This window comes from Micromonospora sp. NPDC023966 (genome assembly GCF_040639095.1).
Lineage (GTDB): Bacteria > Actinomycetota > Actinomycetes > Mycobacteriales > Micromonosporaceae > Micromonospora.
This window is the reverse complement of the sequence record NZ_JBEZZJ010000006.1, coordinates 183,480-204,368: the sequence shown is the minus strand read 5'-3', so window position 1 is coordinate 204,368 and position 20,889 is coordinate 183,480. Positions and strand designations below refer to the sequence as shown.

Genomic DNA, 20,889 nt, shown 5'->3' with positions numbered 1-20,889 from the left:
CAGTTGATGGTGGGGGTGCGGCGGATGGTCCGGATGCTGGCTGGTCCCGTCATCGGTTCTCCTCGGCGAGGTGCGGCACGACCACGGCGTCGGCGGAGTCGGCGGCGCCGGGATACCAGACGGCGAGGGCGGCGACGGCGACCAGGCCGCCGACGAGCTGGGCGGCGACGAAGCCGGGCACCGAGGCGGGGGCGATGCCGGCGAAGGTGTCGGTGAAGGCCCGGCCGATGGTGACGGCGGGATTGGCGAAGGACGTCGACGAGGTGAACCAGTACGCCGCGCCGATGTAGGCGCCCACGGCGGCCGGGGCGGCGGCGGTGCGGCCGGAGCGGGCGAGGGCGAAGACCAGGACGATCAGGCCGGCGGTGGCGACGACCTCGGCGAGCCACAGGTGACTCCCCGTGCGGTCCGTGCCGGACCAGGTCACGGCGGGCAGCCCGAACATCAGGTCGGCCAGGACCGCTCCGGCGATGGCGCCGGCGACCTGGGCGAGCGTGTAGGCGGCGAGGTCGCGGCCGGTCAGGCCGGTGCCGGCGCGGCGGCCGAGCCACCAGTCGACGGCGGAGACGACCGGATTGAAGTGCGCGCCGGACACCGGGCCGAACGTCAGGATCAGCGCCCCGAGGGCCAGGGCGGTGGCGATCGCGTTCTCCAGGAGCTGGAGCCCGACGTCGCCGGGGGAGAGCCGGGCGGCGGCGATCCCGGAGCCGACCACGGCGGCGACCAGCAGGGCGGTGCCGGCGAACTCCGCCGACGCCCGCCGAGGCAGGGCGAGGCTCACGCGGCGCTACCGGTGGCCGGGGCGGCGGAGATCTCCAGCAGCGCGCCGAGCTGCCGGAACGCCTCCGGCTTCACCCGGTACCAGACCCAGGTGCCCCGACGGTCGGAGTCGACCAGGCCGGCCTCGCGCAGCACCTTGAGGTGGTGGGAGATGGTCGGCCCGGACAGGTCGAACGCCGGGGTCAGGTCGCAGACGCAGATCTCCGGCACCGACGCGATCATCGACATCAGCCGCAGCCGGACCGGGTCGCCCAGGGCCTTGAACATCGGCGCGACCACGCCCGCCTGCTCGGCGTCCATGGGGCGGACGGCGATCGGCGAGCAGCAGGCGACCGCGTTGAGGTCCACGACCGGCAGCTCTTGTTTCGACATAACTCTAGCTTGACAGATTTCAAAACAGGGTGCAACGTAGGTGCTGCTTCGAAAAACATCTAGGCAAGGACCGAAGTGATGATCAAGCTCTTCCGTCAGCGCCGCAGCGCCCATGGCCACGCCGTCACGTTCTGCGAGCCCCGCGGCCAGGTCTGCACCGCCGCTTGCCGCGCTGACGCCCGCTACGAGCGCAGCCGCACCGCCGCTCTCACCTACCACGTCCGCTGAATCCGTCAGGAGGAATGATCATGTCCCGCGTCCAGCTCGCCCTGCGCGTGTCCGACCTCGAAGGCTCGGTGGCCTTCTACTCGAAGCTGTTCGGCGTCGAGCCGGCCAAGCGCCGCCCCGGCTACGCCAACTTCGCCGTCGAGAACCCTCCGCTGAAGCTCGTGCTGCTCGAAGGCGAGCCCGACCAGCCCACCGTCCTGGACCACCTGGGCGTCGAGGTGTTCAGCACCGACGAGGTCGCGGCCGCCACCCGCCGCCTCACCGACGCCGGCCTCATCACGCTCGAGGAGAACAACACCGAGTGCTGCTACGCCCTCCAGGACAAGGTCTGGGTACGCGGCCCCGGCAACGAGCCCTGGGAGGTCTACACCGTCAAGGCCGACTCCGCTCAGCTGGAGAAGGCCACCGGCGCCGCCTGCTGCACGCCGGCGACCGATCGGGAGCCGGTCACCAGCGGGGCCGCGTCGAGCTGCTGCTGAGCCGGGGGACGTGCGCGCCCGGCGGGCCGGCCGGTCAGGCGCGCACCTCGGCTACCCGAAGGTGAACACGTACGCCTCGGCGCCCGGCTCGAGGAACGTGATCTTCAGGGTCCGTTCGCGGACCGTGTCCCGCTGGCGGACGAGCTGGTACAGACGGCCCTCCCGGAGCAGGCCGTTGCCGTCCTCGTCGACGTCGACGCCGTGTGACGGGCCCGGCGGCGCCCCGTCGAGGAGCAGGCGGAAGGGGATCGGCTCCCGCCCTCCGGGCGACAGCACGAGATGCGCGTCGCGCGCCAGGAACCGGAAGGCGAGGGTGCCACCGGCCCGGTCGAGCACGATCTTCTCCGCGCCGATCGTCCACTCGCCGGCGAGCGCCCAGTGGTCGGCGGGCAGGTTCTCGGGGAGTTCGTAGGCGCCGGGCGCGTCGTACGTGGCGGCGTCCGGTGACGCGAAGTGCTCGGACTGCCCGTAGCCGAGATACGTCTCGGGCGTACGCAGGTGGTCCCAGTCGGCGTCGGCCTCCACACCGAGCCCGTCCACCGGGACGAGGTCGCGTTCGACACCGAGCAGCCGCTGGATGACGCGTTCCGACTTCTCGTAGCGTCGCTCGCCGAAGTGCTCGTCGCGGATGACGCCGTCCGCGTCGACGAAGTAGAGCGCCGGCCAGTAGTGGTTGTCGAAGGCGTTCCAGACCTCGTAGTCGTTGTCGACCGCGACCGGGTAGTCGATGTCGCGCGTCCCGACCGCCTGGCGCACCCCGTCGATGTCGTGCTCGAACGAGAACTCCGGCGTGTGCACACCGATGACGACCAACCCGTCGTCCCGGTAGGCCCGCGCCCAGGCCCGGACGTACGGCTCCTGGCGCAGCCAGTTGATACACGTGAGCGTCCAGAAGTTCACCAGGACGGGGCGGCCGCGCAGCTCGGCGCGACCGAGCGGCCCGGAGTTGAGCCACTCGGTCGCCCCGTCGAGCGCGGGCAGGCGCAGCCGCTCGGAGACGGCCATCTAGCGCAGCGACCGGAAGGCGGTGCGAAGCTCGTCGCACAGCAGTTGCGGCTGCTCCCAGGCCGCGAAGTGCCCGCCCCGGTCGAGCTTGTTGTAGTGGATGAGGTTGGGATAGGCCTGCTCGGCCCAACTCCGCGGGGTCTCGTAGAGCTCGTCGGGGAAGACGCTGACCGCCGCCGGCACGGTGACGTTCTTGGCGGAGAAGAAGGAGAGCTTGTTCTCCCAGTAGATGCGGGCGGCGGAGACTCCCGTGTTGGTCAGCCAGAAGAGCGTGATGTTGTCGAGGATGTCGTCGCGGGTGATGCCGCCGGGGTTCCCGGCGAAGGCCCGGCAGACCAGTTCCAGGCTGGCCGCGTCGTGGTCGCACATGAAGCTGGCCAGCGCGATGGGCGAGTCGGAGAAGCCGATCAGCGTCTCGGGGCGGGTGGCCATGATCAGGGCGTAGGCGGAGTGCTTCCAGAAGAAGTCCAGCTGCTCGCACGCCCGCCTCTCCTCGTCGGAGAGGTTGGCCGGGAGCTTGTCGAGAGCCTTGTTCGCTCCGGTGATGTCCGACTGGGTCAGCGCGTCGATCTCGGGCGGAACCGCGCTCGGCATGTTGGTGTGGATGCCGGCCAGTTCCGGCGGCGCCTGCACACCCATGAGGTTGGTGATCAGTGCGCCCCAGTCGCCGCCCTGGGCGACGAACCGGGTGTAGCCGAGGCGCTTCATCAGCTCGGTCCAGGCGGTCGCGACGTGCTCCGGCCCCCAGCCGGGTTCGGTCGGCTTGCCGGAGAAGCCGTAGCCGGGCATCGACGGGATCACCAGGTGGAAGGCGTCCGACGCGGACCCGCCGTGTGCCGTGGGATCGGTCAGCGGCCCGATGATCTTCAGCTGCTCGATGATGGAGCCGGGCCAGCCGTGCGTGACGATGAGCGGCAGCGCGTCCTCGTGCTTGGACCGGACGTGGATGAAGTGGATGTCCAGCCCGTCGATCTCGGTGATGAAGTTCGGCAGGGAGTTCAACCTCGCCTCGACCTTGCGCCAGTCGTACTCCTTCTGCCAGTACTGGGCGAGCGCCTGGCTCGTCTCGAGCGGCACGCCCTGCGACTGGTCGTTGACCGTCTGCTTCTCGGGCCATCGGGTGGCCGCGATGCGCTCGCGCAGCGCCTTGAGGTCCGCCTCGGGGATCTCCACCGTGAACGGCCGGATGTCGGTGGCGCGTGCGAGCGTCTGGGTCTTGACGGCCACGTGGGCCTCCTTTTCGTCGGGATCGGCGTCAGCAGGCGTGCGGTCAGCCCTTCTCGCCGCGCCGGGGAAGCTTCCAGTCGGGCCGGACGAAGTGGCAGGTGTAACCGCCGGGATGCTTCTCCAGGTAGTCCTGGTGTTCCGGCTCGGCCTCCCAGAAGGGGCCGGCCTGCGTGACCTCGGTGACGACCTTGCCTGGCCAGAGGCCCGAGGCGTCGACGTCGGCGATCGTGTCCTCGGCGACCTGCCGCTGCTGGTCGTTCTCATAGAAGATGGCGGACCGGTAGCTCGTCCCGACATCGCCGCCCTGACGGTTCTTCGTGGTGGGGTCGTGGACCTGGAAGAAGAACTCGAGGAGGTCCCGGTACGAGAGCTTGGCGGGGTCGTAGACGATCTCGATCGCCTCGGCGTGGCCCTCGTGGTTCCGGTACGTCGCGTTCGGCACGTCCCCGCCGGTGTATCCGACCCTGGTGCTGACCACGCCGGGGCGTTTCCGGATGAGGTCCTGCATGCCCCAGAAGCAGCCGCCGGCCAGGATCGCCTTCTCAGTCGTGTCGCTCATTCGCTTCGCCCCCCGTCCGGGTGCTCGAACAGTGCGCGGTACTCGCCGTACCCTTCCCGTTCCAGGTCGTCGAACGGGATGAACCGGAGCGCGGCGGAGTTCAGGCAGTAGCGCAGGCCGCCGGTCGCCACCGGTCCGTCGTCGAAGACGTGCCCCAGGTGGCTGTCGCCGTGCGCCGACCGGACCTCGGTGCGGACCATGCCGAGGGTGGAGTCCCGCACCTCGACCACGTTCTTCCGCTCGATCGGCTTGGTGAAGGAGGGCCAGCCGGTGCCGCTGTCGTACTTGTCGACGGAGGCGAACAGTGGTTCGCCGGACACGACATCGACGTAGATGCCCGGCTCCTTGCTGTTCCAGTAGGGGTTGTCGAAGGCGGGCTCGGTCCCACCCTCCTGGGTGACCCGGTACTGCTCGGGCGACAACCGGGAAACTGCCTCCGGGTTCTTTCGATACTCGTGGGGCACCGTCGTTCCTTTCGGCAAGGGGTCGTCGGCAAGGAAGGCCGGTTCAGCCGGGCTGCACACGCAGCGCGACTGGCTACCCCTCCTGCCGTCGGCTAACCCTGGGCCCGGGTGACGGAGGAGTCATTGTCTCCGCCGGCCCTCGGCCTCGATCTCCAGCAGCTTGTCGAGGGCCAGGGCCGTGTTGATCAGCGAGAGGTGGCTGAACGCCTGCGGGTAGTTGCCGATCTGCTCACCCGTCGCCGCGATCTCCTCGGCGTAGAGGCCGAGGTGGTTGCTGAAGGTGAACATCTTCTCGAAGGTGAGCCGGGCGTCGTCGAGGCGGCCGGAGCGGGCCAGCGCCTCGACGTACCAGAAGGTGCACATGTTGAAGGTGCCCTCGTGGCCGGGGAGCCCGTCGGGGGAGTGGACCGGGTCGTACCGGTGGACCAGGCTGTCGGAGACCAGCTCCCGTTCGATGGCCTCCAGGGTGCGGCACCACATCGGATCCGACGGCGTCACGAAGCCGACGGCCGGCATGGCGAGCAGCGCGGCGTCCAGGACGTTCTCGCCGTACGCCTGGACGAAGGACCCGCGGCCCCGGTGGTAGCCGCGCGCCATGACCTGGTCGTAGATCATGTTCCGCTGGGCGGTCCAGCAGCTGATGTCCCCGGGCCGCCCGGTCCGGGCGGCGAGCCGGATGGCCCGGTCCAGGGCCACCCAGGACATCACCCGGCCGAAGGTGTAGTCCCGGGGGTGGTGGCGGCTCTCCCAGATGCCGGCGTCGGGCTGGTCCCAGTTGTGGCACAGCCAGTCGACGAGCCGGACGGTGCTCTTCCACACCTGGTGGGAAACCCGGATGCCCTGCTCGTCGGCGAGGTGCATGGCGTACAGCGCCTCGCCGTGGATGTCGAGCTGGAGCTGGTCGGCTGCGCCGTTGCCGATCCGGACGGGGCTTGAGCCGCGGTAGCCCTCCAGGTGGTCGAGCACCTCCTCGTGCAGGTCCGACGAGCCGTCGACCCGGTACATGATCTTCAGCGGGGCCTGGTGGTCGCCCGCCTCGCGGATCCGTTCGTCGAGCCAGTCCATGTACCGGCTGACCTCCTCGGTGAAACCGAGGCCGAGCAGCGCGTGCACCGAGAAGGAGGTGTCCCGGACCCAGGTGTAGCGGTAGTCCCAGTTGCGGGTGCCGCCGACCAGTTCGGGCAGCGCGGCCGTCGGGGCGGCGATCATGGCGCCGGTCGGCGCGTAGGTCATCAGCTTCAAGGTGATGGCGGACCGCTCGACCATCTCGCGCCACCGTCCGGTGTACCGGGAGCGCTCGACCCACCGTCGCCAGTAGTCGCGGGTCCACTCGAACATCCCCTGCACCTCTTCGAGCGGCACGACCCGGGGTTCCAGGCCGGAGTTGGTCTCCAGCACCACCCCACCGACGTCGCCCTGGTTGAGGGTGCCGAACCCGATCAGGTCCCCTTCCTCCAGGTGGATGTCCTCCTCGGCGATCAGCCGGCGTACCGGCTGGACCGGGTTGAAGGTGATCGTCGCGGACGAGCCGCGGAAGACGTACCCGTTGGGGTGCCGCTCCAGGCGGGGCCGCTCGCGCGCGTAGTCGAACCGGGGCCGGCACTCCAGCCGGAACCGCATGCTGCCCCGGACCATCGTGACCATGCGCACCAGGCGGTGCACGTCGGTGGCCTTCTCGCCGGTGACCGGCATGAAGTCCTGGACCTCGGCGACCCCGTCGGCGCTGATGAACCGCGTGATCAGGATCGGAGTGCCGGGCAGGTAGAGCTGCTTGGTCACGTAGGTCGTCTGGTCCGGGGCGATGCGGAAGAAACCGCCGCGCTCCTGGTCCAGGATGCTGGCGAAAATGCTGGGGGAGTCGAAGCGCGGCGCGCAGAACCAGTCGATCGTTCCGTCGCAGGTCACCAGGGCGGCGGTCTGGAGATCACCGATCAGCCCGTGATCCTCGATCGGCCGATACCCGTCCACGTCGCCCCCCGGTCTCCACTACGCCCCTCCGCAGTAACCTAAAGGGGAATAATGTCCGGGTAAGTCTTATTCGTGAATGCCACCCCTCCGCGTGGTCATTGGGGCGCGACGCGCGACCGGGGTCACCCACCGGTCGCGCGTCGCGGTCGAACTCCGTGCCCCGGCTCAGAGACCGTGGCGGCGGTCGCCCGCCACCAGTTCGGCCACCCGCGCCTCGGACTCCGCCGAGAACGCGTCCCGCCGCCGCGCCTCGACCGCCCGGCGGGTCTCCTCGGCGATCAGGTCGCCGTTGATGGCGGCCGCCGCCACGGCGCCCGCCGCCGCTGCCGCGCCGACCTGGGCGGCCGGGTCGGTGACATTGCCCGCGACCCAGACTCCGGGCACCTCGGTACGCCCCATCGGGTCGGCGGGGACGTGCTCGCCGACCCCGGCCGGGTGCGCCACCGCCGGCAACCCGAGCGCCGCCAGGAACCCGGCCCGCGCCACCATCCGGGAGGCGACGGCCAGCACCTCGCGCGCGACCAGCCGGCCGTCGCGCAGGCGTACCCCGACCAGCCGGTCCTCGACGACCTCCACCGACGCGACCTCGCCCTCGACGACGGTGACGCCCCGGGCCGCCAGCTGCTCCGCCTGCTCGCCGGTGAGCGGCGGCGCGGTATGGCGGAGGAAGACCACGTCGTCGCTCCACTGCCGGAACAGCAGTGCCTGGTGCACCGACATCGGCCCGGTGGCCAGCACCCCGATCGGCCGGTCGCGCACCTCCCACCCATGGCAGTACGGGCAGTGCACCACGTCGCGACCCCACCGGTCGCGCAGCCCGGGCAGCTCCGGCAGCTCGTCGACCAGGCCGCTGGCCACCAGCAGCCGGCCGGCCCGGACCCGGCGGCCGTCGGCCAGCGCCACCGCGAAGCCCTCCCCGTCGCGGACCACCGTGCCGACCTCGCCGGCCAGCAGGTGCCCGCCGTACCGGCGGACCTCGTCCCGGCCGCGCGCCAGCAGCTCGGCCGGGGGCATGCCGTCGCGGGCCAGCAGCCCGTGCACCCCCTCGGCCGGGGCGTTGCGCGGGTTGCCCCCGTCGATCACCAGGACCGACCGGCGCGCCCGGGCCAGCATCAGCGCCCCGCTCAGCCCGGCGGCGCCGCCGCCGATCACCACCACCTCGTAGCCGTCTTCCCGCAGCTCGGTCATTCTGACCACCTCCCGCGGCAACCATGCGGCGATGATGGCCGCACCCGCAAACTTCGTTGCCGATCTGGCAAACTAGGGGGATGGACGACGACCTCGACCGGGCGCTCGACGCGGTCGGCCCCCGGCTGCGCGCGCTGCGCCGCGAGCGCGAGACCACCCTGGCCGACCTGTCGGCCGCCACCGGCATCTCGGTGAGCACCCTGTCCCGGCTGGAGTCCGGCAGCCGCCGCGCCACCCTGGAACTGCTGCTGCCGCTGGCCCGGGCGCACGGCGTGACGCTCGACGAACTGGTCGGCGCCCCGCCCACCGGCGACCCGCGCATCCACCTGCGGCCGGTCAACCGGCACGGCATGACCATGCTGCCGCTCACCCGCCGGGCCGGCGGCATCCAGGCGTACAAGCTGGTCATCCCGGCCGGCGCCCGGCCCGCCGAGCCCGACCCGCAGACCCACGAGGGGTACGAGTGGGTCTACGTGCTCAACGGGCGGCTGCGGCTGGTCCTCGGCGAGCACGACCTGGTGCTCGCGCCCGGCGAGGCGGCCGAGTTCGACACCCGGGTGCCGCACTGGTTCGGCCCCGCCGACGGTGAGGCGGTCGAGTTCCTCAGCCTCTTCGGCGCCCAGGGCGAACGCGCCCACCTGCGGGCCCGCCCCCGCCCCCGCGACGCCGACCCCGGCTGACCGGAAGATCTTGTAGGGTGCGGCAACACTCACGGAATGGGGGCGCGGACGTGGGCGCGAAGACGGCAATGCTGGCGTTCTGCGACAGGGACATCCCGACGGCGTTGCGCGGCGGCACCGGCGGGGATCGGGCCGCCGCCGAGGCGTTGGTCCGGCGGGTGCACCCGGGGCACCTCGTCGAGGCCGCCGCCGACGAGTGCCTGTGGGACGCCGTCTACCCACCGGACGACCTGACCTACGCCCTCGCGCTGCCCGGGGTGGACCTGCTCTGCGACCGGCGGCTGGCCTTCGACCCGCCGTCCGCGCTGCCCGCGCACCTGGTCGAGGCGGGCGCCGGCCGGCGGATCGTGCTGCACGGCATGCACTCGGTCAGCGACTGGCTGGGATTCGCGGTGTGGGAGGACGGGGTCCTGGTCCGGTCGCTGAATCTGGGGCCGAAAGGCGTCTGGGAGAACATCGGTGAGCCGTTCGCATTCGAGCTGCCGTACTGGGCCGGGGAGCATCCGGTGCCGGGCTGGGACGGGCTCCCGTTCCACCCCCTCGAACTGGGTGAGGCGGCGCTGCGTGCGTTCTTCGGCTTCATCCTGGAGGGCCACCGCCGTCCGGACGACGTGGACGCCGACGCCGTCCGGCTGCACGGCTTCCGGTTGACCGACCCGACCGGCCGGGAACAGGCGGCGCGCGACGAGCTGCACGAGCTGGCCCGCCGGATGGTGCTCCAACGTCGCTGAGCTCCGCGGCCGATATCGGGTTGCCCGCACCCGGCCGTCCCGATTGGCTTGGCGGGTGACCGGCGTTGACGCCTACTTCGTCTGTGCCACCCCGCGTACCGGCAGTTCGCTGCTCTGCGGCCTGCTGGCCTCGACTGGGGTGGCCGGCCGGCCGGAGGCGTACTTCCGGGTGCCGGACGAGCCGCTCTGGGCCCGCCGCTGGGGCCTGCCCGCGGGGGAGTGGCGCTACGGCGACTACGTCCGGGCGGCCGTGGCCGCCTGCCGGACCGGCAACGGTGTGTTCGGGGCGAAGCTGATGTGGGGCACCCTGGACCGGATGGTCGAGGGGCTGGCCGCCGAGCACCCGGAGCTGGCCGGCGCGGACGACGCCCTGCTGCGCCGGGCGTTCGGCCGGATGGCCTTCCTGCACCTGCGCCGCGACGACGTGCTGGCGCAGGCGGTCTCCTGGCTGCGCGCCGAGCAGACCGGCCGGTGGACCGACACCGCCCCGGACGCCGTCGACGCGTCCGGCCCGCCCACCGATGAGCCCCGCTACGACCCGGACGGCATCGACGAGCTGCTGCGCACCATCGCGGAGCACCAGGGGGCATGGGACGCGTGGTTCGCCCGGTACGGGATCACCCCGCACCGGCTGCGCTACGAGGACCTGGCGGCCGACCCGGACGGGGTGACCCGGGGCGTCCTCGACGCGCTCGGGCTGCCCTCCGCCGGGGTGCCGGTCCGGCCCCGGCACGCGCGGCAGGCCGACGCGCTCAACGCCGAATGGATCGCCCGGCACCGGGCCCGGGCGTGACCTTGCCCACCACCGCGCCGGCTCCCCGCGCAGGGGCAGGTCATCTGCCGTTACCCGGCGGTTAAGGTGGGCTTCGCGAAGTCGCTTCCCCTGACCGGGGTGCGGCTTCGTAGTGCTTCACGGGACCCGTGGAGCCCAGCCGTCCCGACGTTCTCCGGGCCAACCGAAACGGGACGGCTGCACCCCCACTGCCCGGCCGGCGCGACCGGCTGGGCCAACCCGGAACGGAGTAAGACCGCGCCATGAGCGTGTCTACGCAGGATCCTGCCGCCCCGGTCGAGGCGGCGGAACCCGCCGCGCAGAGTCGCCTCGACCGCTTCTTCGAGATCACCCGCCGGGGCTCGACGGTCCGTCGCGAAGTGCTCGCCGGGCTCACCACCTTCGCGACGATGGCCTACATCGTCGTGCTCAACCCGCTGATCATCGGCACCGCGCCGGACGCCGACGGCAAGACGCTGGGCATCCCGGCGGTCGCCGGGGTCACCGCCCTGGTCGCCGCGGTCATGACGATCATGATGGGCATCGTCGGCCGGGTGCCGTTCGCCGTGGCCACCGGCCTGGGCCTGAACGCGTTCGTCGCGTACGCGGTCGCCTCCCAGATGAGCTGGGCCGAGGCCATGGGCCTGGTCGTCATCGAGGGTCTGATCATCACCGTGCTGGTGCTGACCGGCTTCCGGAAGGCCGTCTTCCGGGCCATCCCGGCCGAGCTGAAGGCGGCCATCGCGGCCGGCATCGGCCTGTTCATCGCGCTGATCGGCTTCGTCGACGGCGGTCTGGTCCGGGCCGGCACCGGCGTGCCGCTGCAGCTCGGCTCGGGCAGCAACGGCACGCTGCACGGCTGGCCCACGGTCGTCTTCCTGGTCGGCCTGCTGGTCACCGGCATCCTGGTGGCCCGCAAGGTGAAGGCCGGCGTCCTGATCGGCATCGTGGCCACCACGGTCGTCGCGGTGATCGTCAACGTGTTCGCCAAGCCCGGCGCGGCTCTCGTCGACGGCAAGCCCAACCCGGACGGGTGGCGGCTGAACGTGCCGACCCTGCCGGACCCGCTGTTCCAGACGCCCGACCTGCACCTGGTCGGCAACGTGTCGTTCGGCGCGTTCGCGCACGTCGGCGTGATGACCGCGCTGCTGCTGGTCTTCACCCTGGTGCTGGCCGACTTCTTCGACGTCATGGGCACCACCGTCGGCCTGGCCAGGCAGGCCAACCTGGCCACCGAGGACGGCACCGACATGCCGCGACTGGGCAAGGTGCTCTTCGTGGACGGCGTCGCCGCGGTCGCGGGCGGCGCCGGCAGCGCCTCCTCGGCCACCACGTACGTCGAGTCCTCCTCCGGCATCGCGGACGGCGGGCGGACCGGCCTGACCAGCGTGGTCACCGGCGTGCTCTTCCTGGGTGCGCTGCTGCTCACCCCGCTGGTGTCGCTGGTGCCGAGCGAGGCCGCCGGCCCGGCGCTGGTGGTGGTCGGCGCGCTGATGATCCGCCAGGTCAAGGACATCGACTTCACCGACGTGGGCGTCGCCGTCCCGGCGTTCCTGACCATGACCCTCATGCCGTTCACCTACTCGATCACCAACGGCATCGGCGCCGGCTTCGTGAGCTGGGTGGCGATCCGGGTGGCCCAGGGCAAGGCCCGGCAGATCCACCCGCTGATGTGGGCGGTGGCCGTCGCGTTCGTGATCTACTTCGGCATCAACCTGGTCAAGGCCGTCACCGGCGTCAGCTGACCGGTCCTCCGCTGCGCCCCCGTTGCCCGTTGGCCCGAGGCAACGGGGGCGCGGCGTATCCGGATCATGGGTTAGAGTGCCGACGCGCGGACACGCGACCGTCGTGAGCGCAGGGGGATGAGGCCATGGATCGCCATGAGTTTGCCCTGCTATGCCCTCTTCCGGGTCGCGCGCGCTGACCGACCGCGACCCGGGTCACTCCACGACCTTGGAGAATCGCGTTGTCTTCTTTCGACCTGACCACCGACCGTCTCGTGTTGCGCCCCTGGCCGGCCGATGAGGCCGCCGCCGTCGTCGCCGGCGAGCGGCGCCCGCACTGGGCGGCGGACTATCCGGCCGACGGCGAACGGGTGATCGCCGGGATCATCGCCGGTCACCCCGAGCGGCCACACGGCCACCGGCTCATCATCGAGCGGGAGACCGGCCTCACCGTGGGCGGCATCGGGCTGAAGTGGCCGCCGACCGACGGTGCGGTCGAGTTCGGCTACGGCATCGTTCCGTCCCGGCGGTGCCGGGGCTACATCACCGAGGCGGTCCGCGCCCTGGTGGCCCACGCCCTCACCCTCCCGGAGGTGATCCGGGTGTACGCCACGGTCGACCCGGCCAACGTGCCGTCCGTGCGGGTGCTGGAGAAGGCCGGCCTCCGCCGGGACGGCACCGTCGACAGTGACGAGGGGCAGCTGCACCGGTACGTCGTCGCCGAGTAACGAACCGACCGGCCCGGCGGTGGGGCGACCCGCCGCCGGGCCGGCCGTCGTTGAACGGGTGTGAGCTACGCGGACGTCAACGGGGTGCGGCTCTGGTACGAGATCCACGGGGCCGGCCGCCCGTTGGTCCTGCTGCACGGCGGCTACGGCTCGACGGAGATGTTCGCGCCCGTCCTGCCCGCACTCGCCGCGCGCCGGCAGGTCGTCGCGGTCGACCTCCAGGGCCATGGCCGTACCGCCCACGTGGACCGGCCGCTGCGCTACGAGTCGATGGCCGACGACGTCGCCGCGCTGCTGCGCCACCTCGACCTGCCGGCGGCCGACGTGCTGGGCTACTCGCTCGGCGGCGGGGTGGCCCTGCGCGCCGCGATCCAGCACCCCGCCCTGGTCCGCCGCCTGGTGCTGGTCTCCACGCCGTGCCGGCGGCAGGGCTGGTACCCGGAGGTGCTCGCCGCGATGGCCGCCCAGGACGAGCGGGTCGCCGAGCAGATGCGCGGCACCCCGCCGCACGAGCGCTACGAGCGGGTCGCGCCCCGCCCGCAGGACTGGCCGGCGCTCTGGGCCAGGACCGGTGAGCTGCTTCGCCGCGACTACGACTGGTCGGCCGAGGTGGCCGGCCTGCCGATGCCGGTGCTGCTGGTCTTCGCCGACGCCGACTCGATCCCGGTGCACCACGCGGCCGAGTTCTTCGGGCTGCTCGGCGGCGGCCACCGGGACGCCGGCTGGGACGGCACCGACCGGCCCGCGTCGCGGTTGGCCGTGCTGCCCGGGCTGACCCACTACGACATCGTCGGCTCACCCGCCCTGCCGGCGGCGGTGCTGCCCTTCCTCACCCACGAGGTGCGCGCCCCCGGCTGACCCCGCCCGCCCGGGCCGCGCGTCTCCGCCGGAGCAGCCGCCGGGCCAGCAGGCCGCCGAGCACCAGCGCCGCCGCCCCGGCCGCCCACCAGACCCGGCCGCCCGGGCCCGCCGGTGGATCGGCCGCGCGGACCCGCCCGGCGCGCACCACCGTGTCCGCCACGTCGATGGCGAGCACCTGATCCGGGGCGGTGAGCAGGGTGGTCGGCGCGGCGGCCCCCGGGGCCAGGCCCAGCACCCGGACCGTCCGCACGTTCCCGTACGCGGTCCGCTGGTCCATCGGCAGCGCCCCCTCGAAGGAGGTCGGGGAGTTCGGCTCCGGCCGGTACGCCACCACCACCGCGGTCCCGTCCGCCTGCCAGCCGAGCAACCGGATCGTGGTGACGCCCGCGACGGCGGGCAGCGCCGGCGCGCCGAGGTCCTTCCCGGCGGTGTCCACCCGGCGCAGCCGCCACCGGTCGCTGCCCGGGTCGTGGCTGACCAGGGCCAACGTGCCGTCCGGCAGCCAGGCCCCCTTGCCGGCCAGCCCGCTCTCCGCCGGCAGCGGGAACGAGGAGACCTGCTGCCCGTCCGCGCTGGACACGAGCACCTTGTCGCCGACCTGGAAGGCCAGCCGGGACCCGTCCGCGGTGAACGCGACCGGGGTGCCGAAGATCGGCAGTTGCTCGGTCTCGAGCAGCCGCACCGCCCGGCCGGTGTCCAGCCGGACCAGGCTGAGCGTGTTGACGTGGGCGCTGCCCTCCGGGTTGGCCGGTGTGGTGTCCCGAACCACCAGCGCCGTCCCGTCCGGCGTCCAGCCGGCCGGCTCGGTCAGCGTGCTGCCCTCCCTCGGGCTGGGCAGCCGCCGTACCGCGCCATCCACCAGGTCGACCAGGTCGATCCCTGGATGCTCACTGGAACCGGCCGGCACGGCGATCCCCCGCCCGTCGGGGGAGAGCAGCACCTGCTCACCGGCCGGCGCCTCGTGGCCGACCTTCCAGGTCCGGTAGCGGTCCGCGTCGGCGGCGACGATGCCGACGGTGCCGTCCTCGTCGATCAGTCCGGTGAGGCCGCGCGCCTGCCCGCTGAACACGACCGACGCCGGGCCGAGCCGGGGCCGGTCGGTGGCGCGCAGCGTGCCGAACCCCGGCAGCCCGATCCGGTCGGGCAGCGCCGGGCCGTCCGCGCCGGCCGGCGCGATCCCGGGCCGCCCGCCGCCGCTCACCGTCAGCGGCACCAGCGCCAGCAGCACCGCGACCGCCGCGACCGCCGCCGCCATCCGCCGCCGGGCGCGCCGCGCGGTCCGCACCGCGCGGTCGTGCACCGGGTACGCGGGCACCTCGGCCGCCGCCTCCCGCAGCGCCTCCCGCAGCCGTATGCTCATCGCCCGCTCCTCTCCGGCGTCGGCTCCATGAGGTCGGGGACGAGGTCGCGGAGCCGGCGCACGGCGTCGTGCCCGTGCCGCTTCACCGTGCCCACCGAGCAGCCGAGCACCTCGGCCACCTGCGCCTCGGTCAGGTCCTCGTAGTAGCGGAGCACCACCACGGCCCGCTGCCGGGCGGTGAGCCGGCGCAGCGCGGCCACCACGCTGAGCCGCAGCGCGGTGTTCTCGGTGTGGTCGCCGCCGCCCCGCTCGACCGGCGTCGGCTCCAGCCGTTCCGCCACCCGCCGCCGGCGCCACCACGAGACCTGCTGGTGGTACATGACCCGGCGCACGTACGCCTCCGGGTCCCCGTCGCGGATCCGCCGCCAGTGCCGGTACGTCCGGGCCAGCGCGCTCTGCAACAGGTCCTCGGCGTGCTGGTGGTCCCCGGTCAGCAGGTACGCGGTCCGCGACAGCGCGGGCGACCGCTGCACCACGAACTCGTGGAACGTCTCCGACATGCCCACCCCCTCGCCTCTACGAACGCGACCCACCCGGCGGATGGTTGAGGCGAACCGTCAGCCGAGCCGGCGGGCGAGCCAGGGCAGCAGCGCGTCGCCCTGCAACCGCTGGAACGCCCGGACGGTGGGGATGCCGGGCGGGGGCGGCTGGCGGGCGCCGTCCAGGAAGAAGCCGGTGAACCCGGCCAGCACCCCGGTGAGGTCGGCCGGAGCCAGCCCGGCGGCGAGCGGCAGGGCGGCCAGCAGCGCCTCCGGGTCGTGGCCGCCGTGCACCTGCACGTTGACCAAAACGAGCAGGCTGTCCAGCCAGGCCGGTCCGCGACAGGCCCACGGCCAGTCGACCACGGTGACCGTGCCGTCCGGGCCGATCAGCAGGTTGTCGGCCCGGACGTCGAGGTGGCAGAGCGTCTCGCCGGCCAGCGCGGCCAGCCCTCGGTCGGCGGCCGCGCACAGTTCGGGCAGCCGGGCCCGCGCCCACGGGTCGAGGTCGGCGGGCGGGTCAGCGGCGATCCGCCGCCAGCCGCCGAAGTCGTGTCCGAGTTGCTCCGTCGCGGTGGCGGCGACCGTGGCGGGGGCCGGGGTGAGCAGCCCGGCCATCGCCTCCAGGGTGGACAGCACGGCGGTCAGCTCGCCGGTGTCCCACGGGGTGACCGGGTGCCGGCCCTCCACGTCGGTGAAGACCAGCGCGATCCAGTCGCCGTCGTCATGGCTGCCGAGCAGCCGGGGCGCCGGCGCGGCCGGTGGCAGCGCGGCGGCGATCCGCGCCTCCGCCCGGTGCAGGGTGGGGCTGCGGTCGTTCTGCGCCGGGCTGACCGCCTTGACGAAGGCCCGCCCGCCACGGGCGGTGCGGACCCGGTCGGCGGTGCCGGGGGAGAAGCCGCCGTGCTGCGACTCCGCCGTCACCACCCGGTCGCCGAGGATCTCCTCGACCGCGGCGCGGACGGGCCCGGGCAGGTCGGCCCAGCGGATCCGGCGCTTCGTCAGGCTGGTCACCGCCCCACCGTGCGCGACGCCGCCCCACCGGGGCAACCGATTACCGCGCCCCGGCGGTGTAGCGCAGCATTACCACGCCGCTGTCGAACGGCCGGGTGTCGACCAGGGTGAATCGGCTCGGCGTGAAGCCTCGGGCGACCAGCGGGACGCCGCTGCCGATCACGACCGGGTTGAGCTTGACCACCAGCTCGTCGACCTCGTCGATGAGCTGGCCGGCGAGCTGCCCGCCGCCGCAGAGCCAGATGTCGCCGCCGGGCTGTCCCTTCAGCTCGCGGACGAAGGCCACCGGGTCGGTGTCGACGATCTCCACCTGCGGGTCGTCGGACGGGGGCAGCGAGCGGCTGAAGACGTACTGCTTGAGGTGCGCGTAGGGGCTGGTCATGCCCAGCTTCAGCGCCGGGTCGTAGGTGGCCCGGCCCATGAGCAGGGCGTCGAAGCGGCCGGTGGGCGGCGAGGCGATGCCGAACTGGGCGTGGGCGAAGGTGGGGAGGGTCTGGGGCCACTCGGCGACCAGGTGGGCCGCCACGTCGGGCTCCAGCGGGAGGAAGTCGTAGGACCCGTCGGGGGCGGCGATGAAGCCGTCGAGGGTGCTGGCGACGTAGTACACGAGCTTGCGCAAACCGACTCCGATGTCCGGGATCAACCACGACGGCTGTCGTGGTCGGCGCAGAATGTACAACACCTGTCGTGGTTATTGCTAGGGTGCTGGGCATGGCCAGGAATCCGGAACGCCGCACCCTGCTCGCCGACGCCGGGTTGCGAGTCCTCGCCGCCGCCGGCGCGCGCGGCCTGACCCACCGCGCGGTGGACGCCGAGGCGGGCGTTCCCACCGGCACCGCCTCCAACTACTTCCCGTCCCGGGCGGCGCTGCTCGCCGGGCTGGCCGAACGGATCTTCGCCCGGATGGCGCCCGACCCGGCGGTGCTGGCCGAGCTCGGCCGGCGGGAGCCCTCCCTCGCGCTGGTCACCGACTACCTGCGCTACATCGTCGAGCGCACCACCCGCAAGCCCGACCTCACCCGCGCCCTGTTCGAGCTGCGGCTGGAGGCCTCCCGCCGCCCCGAGCTGCGGGCCGCGCTCGGCGACGTGCTGCGCCGGGGGTACGCCGACGACGTCGCCTTCCACGTCGCCGCCGGGCTGCCCGGCGGCGCGTTCGAGGTCGCCCTGCTGCACTACGCGGTCGACGGGCTCCTGCTCGACCTGCTCACCACCTCGATCGACGCCGGGTTCGACGTCGATCAGGTGGTGTCCGCCCTGGTCTCCCGTCTGGTCGGCGGCGTCACCGGATGACCCGCGCTCCGCCCAGGTATGTCGCCGCAGCCAGCGGGAACGCTGGCCGGGACGCACCTGGGGAGGAGCGACGATGACGGATGGCGCCGGACTGACCATCGGTGTGCTCGGCTCGTACGGCGGTCGCAACCTGGGCGACGAGGCCATCCTCACCGGCCTCCTGGCCGACCTGCGTCAGCAGGAGCCGCACGCCCGGATCATCGTCTTCTCCCGGAACCCGGCGCACACCGCGCTGGCCCACCCGGACGTGGAGGCGGTGCCCTGGGAGGGGGTCAGCCGCGTCGACTCGTCGGCGGTCCTGGGCGAGCTCGACCTGCTCGTCCTAGGCGGCGGCGGGATCCTCTACGACAAGGAGGCCCGGCGCTACCTGCGGGTGGTCCGGGTCGCCCAGGAGCGCGGCCTGCCGCTGCTCACCTACGCGGTCGGGGTCGGCCCGCTCAGCGAGGGGGTGGACACCGGGATGGTGCGGGAGACCCTGGGCCAGGCCACCGAGGTGACCGTGCGCGACCAGGAGTCCCGGATGGTGCTGGAGGAGGCCGGGCTGCTGAACCCGATCACCGTCACCGCCGACCCGGCGTTCCTGCTCACCCCGGAGGGGTTCCCGGAGAGCTGGCTGCGCGAGGAGGGCGTGCCGGCCGGCAAGCAGCTGGTCGGGCTGAGCGTCCGCGAACCGGGCCGCGCGGCGGAACGCCTCGACGTCGACGGCTACCACCGGCTGCTCGCCCAGATCAGCGACTTCCTGGTGCACCGGATCGACGCGTACGTGCTCTTCGTGCCGATGGAACGCGACGACATCCGGCACTCGCACGGCGTGATGTCGCACATGGTGGCCGCCGAGCGAGGCCGGATCCTGCACAACGACTACACGCCCCGCCAGGTGCTCGGCCTGATGAAGCACTTCGACCTGGCGGTCGGCATGCGCCTGCACTTCCTGATCTTCGCGGCCATGATGGGCACGCCGTTCCTGCCCCTGCCGTACGCGGGAAAGGTCTTCGACCTGGCCCAGCGGCTCGGGGTGCCGGCGCTGCGCGGCGTGGAGCGTGAGGTGGAGGGCCCGCTGCTGGCCGAGGTGGACCGGTTGTGGGACGAGCGCGAGGGGCGGGCCGACGAGACCGCCCGGCGGGTGGCCGCCGTATGCGAGCAGGCCCGGGGGACCTCCCACGTCACCCGGGGTGTGCTGGAGAGCATCCGGTCGCGGGCGCTGAGCCGGGCCGCGGCCTGAGCGGCCGTCAGGCCGCCGGTCCCCGCCAGGTGTAGACCCACCCACGGTCGCGCTGGTCGTCCGACTCCAGCTCGTAGATCTGCGCGTGCGCCAGTCCCTCCGGCCCGATGTGGTGGTGGGTCAGCGGCGGACGATTGTTGCTGTCCAGCTCGACGGTGACGGTCTCGCCGTCGGCCGTGCCGCCCACCATAGGGATCTGCACCGTGGATGCCATGCGCCCATCCTGCCCCGGGCAGCGCCGGCCCGCAGCGGGATGCCGGGGCAGCGGGCCGGCCGCCCGGGCGACTAGGGTCCGGGAATGGCGGACCCGGCGATCGACCCCACCCTCGGTCCGGTCCTCGCCCGCACGGGCGACGAGCGGGCCATCCTCGAATCGTTCCTCGACTTCCACCGCGCCACGGTGCTGCGCAAGGCGCGCGGCCTCTCCGACGCCGAGGCGGCCCGCCGCCTGGTGCCCTCCCGCACCACGCTCGCCGGCCTGCTCAAGCATCTGGCCCTGGTGGAGCGGAACTGGCTGCCCTGCCTGTTCGCCCCCGGGCCGGGCGACGTCTACCTCACCAGCGAGGCCGACGCCGAGGCCAGCTTCACCCTCGACCCGGGCGAGACGGTCGACGGGCTGGCCGCCGCCTACCGGGCCGCCTGCGCCCGCTCCCGGGCCGTCGCCGCCCGGTTCGACCTCGACCACGTGGTGCCGCACCCGCAGCTCGGCGAGGTGTCGCTGCGCTGGGTGCTGGTGCACCTCATCGAGGAGACTGCCCGGCACGCCGGGCACGCCGACATCCTGCGCGAGCTGACCGACGGCGAGACCGGGGCGATCTGATCCGGGCTCAGGCCCGGGGCAGCAGGCCGGTCGGATACTCCATGCCGTCGTGGGTGCAGGCGGCGGCGGCCACCCGGGCGGCGTACCGGGCCGCGCCGAGCGGGGTGGCGCCGCGCAGCCGGGCGGCGATCAGGCCGGCGGCGAACGCGTCGCCCGCGCCGTTGGTGTCGACCACGGCCGCCGGTGGGGTGGTGGCGGGCACGTGGACCGGCGGGGTGTCCGGGCCGTGCAGGGTGGCGCCGGCCGCCCCGCCGGTCACCAGCACCGTCCGCGGCGCCAGCCCGGCCGCCACCTTCCCGGCCCGGTCGCCCAGCCGGACGTCGCTGACGAAGACCAGGTCGGCCGCGTCGGCGAAGGGCCGGTGGTAGTCGTTCTCGCCGTCCCAGTCGTGCAGGTCGGTGGAGAGGGACACCCCGGTGCCGAGGGCGGCCCGCACGGTCGGCAGCACGTCCCGGGCCCAGTCCATGATCGAGACGTGCACGTGCGCCGCCGCGCGCACCAGCCCGGCCAGCTCCGCCTCGCCGAACGGCGCCGGGCCGGACCAGGGACGCGGGTCGTAGAGCGACATCCGCCGGCCGGCCGGGTCGATCATGTTCACCGAGCGGCGGGTGCCAGCCGGCGCGTCGGCCAGCACGGCGCGTACCGAGGTGCGGGCCAGCGCCGCCCGGACCACGTCGCCGGCCGGGTCGGCCCCGAGCACGTCGACCAGCGCCACCCGCAGGCCGAGGGCGTGCGCGGCCAGTGCCACCCCGGCCCCGGTGTTGCCGATACGCAACTCGATCGGTGGCACGGCCAGCGAGTCGGCCGCCGGCAGGGGCAGGGCGGGCACCTGGGCGCGGATGTCCACGCCCAACCCGCCGATCACGAGCAGATCGACCATGGCGCCGACAGTAGTCCGCGCCGGCCGCCTATCCTGGCCCCGGGCGTCGTTGAGGGGG

25 protein-coding genes are annotated in these 20,889 nt (G+C 73.1%); 11 read left to right on the top strand and 14 right to left on the bottom strand.

Translation table 11 applies throughout. The features are described 5' to 3' along the window. Positions 1-49: 49 nt before the first annotated feature. Together AB0F68_RS12500 and AB0F68_RS12495 are read right to left on the bottom strand one after the other, a co-directional pair. Positions 50-781 (bottom strand): MIP/aquaporin family protein, encoded by a 732-nt coding sequence (locus AB0F68_RS12500; protein WP_357335828.1) that lies wholly within the window; start codon positions 779-781, stop codon positions 50-52. Further along, entirely contained in the window at positions 778-1,152 is a 375-nt protein-coding gene (locus tag AB0F68_RS12495; protein WP_357335826.1) for a metalloregulator ArsR/SmtB family transcription factor, read from the bottom strand. Before AB0F68_RS12495 ends, AB0F68_RS12500 begins: the two co-directional genes overlap by 4 nt. Positions 1,153-1,230: 78 nt before the next feature. Here AB0F68_RS12495 and AB0F68_RS12490 point away from each other — a divergent pair, with 78 nt between their 5' ends. Both AB0F68_RS12490 and AB0F68_RS12485 read left to right on the top strand, forming a co-directional pair. Beyond that, positions 1,231-1,380: a hypothetical protein gene (locus AB0F68_RS12490; RefSeq protein WP_357335824.1), complete on the top strand. Its 150-nt coding sequence runs from the start codon at positions 1,231-1,233 to the stop codon at positions 1,378-1,380. A gap of 20 nt (positions 1,381-1,400) precedes the next feature. Then, complete coding sequence (locus AB0F68_RS12485; protein WP_357335821.1) at positions 1,401-1,859, top strand: ArsI/CadI family heavy metal resistance metalloenzyme; 459 nt, start codon at positions 1,401-1,403, stop codon at positions 1,857-1,859. Positions 1,860-1,910: 51 nt separating this feature from the next. Here the strand turns inward: AB0F68_RS12485 and AB0F68_RS12480 are convergent, their stop codons facing one another. The 6 genes from AB0F68_RS12480 to AB0F68_RS12455 form a co-directional block, all read right to left on the bottom strand. Continuing rightward, positions 1,911-2,864: a redoxin domain-containing protein gene (locus AB0F68_RS12480; protein WP_357335819.1), complete on the bottom strand. Its 954-nt coding sequence runs from the start codon at positions 2,862-2,864 to the stop codon at positions 1,911-1,913. Beyond that, positions 2,865-4,091: an epoxide hydrolase gene (locus tag AB0F68_RS12475; RefSeq protein WP_357335817.1), complete on the bottom strand. Its 1,227-nt coding sequence runs from the start codon at positions 4,089-4,091 to the stop codon at positions 2,865-2,867. 43 nt (positions 4,092-4,134) lie between these two features. Next, positions 4,135-4,650 (bottom strand): peptide-methionine (S)-S-oxide reductase MsrA, encoded by a 516-nt coding sequence (gene msrA / locus AB0F68_RS12470; protein ID WP_357335814.1) that lies wholly within the window; start codon positions 4,648-4,650, stop codon positions 4,135-4,137. After that, positions 4,647-5,114 (bottom strand): peptide-methionine (R)-S-oxide reductase MsrB, encoded by a 468-nt coding sequence (gene msrB, locus AB0F68_RS12465; protein ID WP_357335811.1) that lies wholly within the window; start codon positions 5,112-5,114, stop codon positions 4,647-4,649. The genes msrA and msrB overlap by 4 nt, the downstream gene beginning before the upstream one ends. A 120-nt stretch (positions 5,115-5,234) precedes the next feature. After that, positions 5,235-7,082: a glycoside hydrolase family 15 protein gene (locus AB0F68_RS12460; protein WP_357335809.1), complete on the bottom strand. Its 1,848-nt coding sequence runs from the start codon at positions 7,080-7,082 to the stop codon at positions 5,235-5,237. A gap of 165 nt (positions 7,083-7,247) precedes the next feature. After that, a complete protein-coding gene (locus tag AB0F68_RS12455) occupies positions 7,248-8,270 on the bottom strand; it encodes an NAD(P)/FAD-dependent oxidoreductase (protein ID WP_357335806.1) in 1,023 nt (340 codons plus the stop codon). Positions 8,271-8,350: 80 nt separating this feature from the next. Here AB0F68_RS12455 and AB0F68_RS12450 point away from each other — a divergent pair, with 80 nt between their 5' ends. From AB0F68_RS12450 to AB0F68_RS12425, 6 genes are all read left to right on the top strand, one after another. Continuing rightward, entirely contained in the window at positions 8,351-8,950 is a 600-nt protein-coding gene (locus tag AB0F68_RS12450; protein WP_357335804.1) for an XRE family transcriptional regulator, read from the top strand. A gap of 50 nt (positions 8,951-9,000) precedes the next feature. After that, positions 9,001-9,681 carry a hypothetical protein gene (locus AB0F68_RS12445; RefSeq protein ID WP_357335801.1) on the top strand — a complete coding sequence of 227 codons (681 nt, stop codon included), beginning with the start codon at positions 9,001-9,003 and terminating at the stop codon, positions 9,679-9,681. A gap of 55 nt (positions 9,682-9,736) precedes the next feature. Next, a complete protein-coding gene (locus tag AB0F68_RS12440; RefSeq protein WP_357335799.1) occupies positions 9,737-10,474 on the top strand; it encodes a Stf0 family sulfotransferase in 738 nt (245 codons plus the stop codon). 242 nt (positions 10,475-10,716) lie between these two features. Beyond that, on the top strand, positions 10,717-12,198 hold the full coding sequence (locus AB0F68_RS12435) for an NCS2 family permease (protein ID WP_357335797.1): 1,482 nt from the start codon (positions 10,717-10,719) through the stop codon (positions 12,196-12,198). A 221-nt stretch (positions 12,199-12,419) separates the two neighbouring features. Then, positions 12,420-12,905, top strand: coding sequence for a GNAT family N-acetyltransferase (locus AB0F68_RS12430; RefSeq protein WP_357335794.1), 486 nt, complete (start codon positions 12,420-12,422; stop codon positions 12,903-12,905). Positions 12,906-12,965: 60 nt separating this feature from the next. Next, positions 12,966-13,763 carry an alpha/beta fold hydrolase gene (locus AB0F68_RS12425; protein ID WP_357335792.1) on the top strand — a complete coding sequence of 266 codons (798 nt, stop codon included), beginning with the start codon at positions 12,966-12,968 and terminating at the stop codon, positions 13,761-13,763. Here AB0F68_RS12425 and AB0F68_RS12420 read toward each other — a convergent pair. From AB0F68_RS12420 to AB0F68_RS12405, 4 genes are read right to left on the bottom strand one after another with little or no spacing between them, the layout of a single operon-like run. Beyond that, positions 13,735-15,126, bottom strand: a complete 1,392-nt coding sequence (locus AB0F68_RS12420) for a hypothetical protein (RefSeq protein ID WP_357335789.1) — start codon at positions 15,124-15,126, stop codon at positions 13,735-13,737. The genes AB0F68_RS12425 and AB0F68_RS12420 overlap by 29 nt on opposite strands. After that, positions 15,123-15,626 (bottom strand): SigE family RNA polymerase sigma factor, encoded by a 504-nt coding sequence (locus tag AB0F68_RS12415; RefSeq protein WP_357335787.1) that lies wholly within the window; start codon positions 15,624-15,626, stop codon positions 15,123-15,125. The genes AB0F68_RS12420 and AB0F68_RS12415 overlap by 4 nt, the downstream gene beginning before the upstream one ends. Positions 15,627-15,683: 57 nt before the next feature. Then, positions 15,684-16,619 carry a phosphotransferase gene (locus AB0F68_RS12410; protein ID WP_357335785.1) on the bottom strand — a complete coding sequence of 312 codons (936 nt, stop codon included), beginning with the start codon at positions 16,617-16,619 and terminating at the stop codon, positions 15,684-15,686. Positions 16,620-16,659: 40 nt separating this feature from the next. After that, on the bottom strand, positions 16,660-17,238 hold the full coding sequence (locus AB0F68_RS12405; RefSeq protein WP_357335783.1) for a dihydrofolate reductase family protein: 579 nt from the start codon (positions 17,236-17,238) through the stop codon (positions 16,660-16,662). Between the two features lie 92 nt (positions 17,239-17,330). Here AB0F68_RS12405 and AB0F68_RS12400 point away from each other — a divergent pair, with 92 nt between their 5' ends. Both AB0F68_RS12400 and AB0F68_RS12395 read left to right on the top strand, forming a co-directional pair. Beyond that, on the top strand, positions 17,331-17,909 hold the full coding sequence (locus tag AB0F68_RS12400; RefSeq protein ID WP_357335781.1) for a TetR family transcriptional regulator: 579 nt from the start codon (positions 17,331-17,333) through the stop codon (positions 17,907-17,909). A gap of 73 nt (positions 17,910-17,982) precedes the next feature. Further along, a complete protein-coding gene (locus tag AB0F68_RS12395) occupies positions 17,983-19,131 on the top strand; it encodes a polysaccharide pyruvyl transferase family protein (RefSeq protein ID WP_357335779.1) in 1,149 nt (382 codons plus the stop codon). A 7-nt stretch (positions 19,132-19,138) separates the two neighbouring features. Here the strand turns inward: AB0F68_RS12395 and AB0F68_RS12390 are convergent, their stop codons facing one another. Beyond that, positions 19,139-19,345, bottom strand: coding sequence for a hypothetical protein (locus tag AB0F68_RS12390; RefSeq protein ID WP_357335776.1), 207 nt, complete (start codon positions 19,343-19,345; stop codon positions 19,139-19,141). An 84-nt stretch (positions 19,346-19,429) separates the two neighbouring features. On the opposite strand from AB0F68_RS12390, the gene AB0F68_RS12385 reads away from it, so the two are divergent. Further along, entirely contained in the window at positions 19,430-19,951 is a 522-nt protein-coding gene (locus AB0F68_RS12385) for a DinB family protein (protein WP_357335774.1), read from the top strand. A gap of 7 nt (positions 19,952-19,958) precedes the next feature. Here AB0F68_RS12385 and AB0F68_RS12380 read toward each other — a convergent pair whose 3' ends face one another. Beyond that, a complete protein-coding gene (locus tag AB0F68_RS12380) occupies positions 19,959-20,831 on the bottom strand; it encodes a carbohydrate kinase family protein (RefSeq protein ID WP_357335772.1) in 873 nt (290 codons plus the stop codon). Between the last annotated feature and the right edge of the window lie 58 nt (positions 20,832-20,889).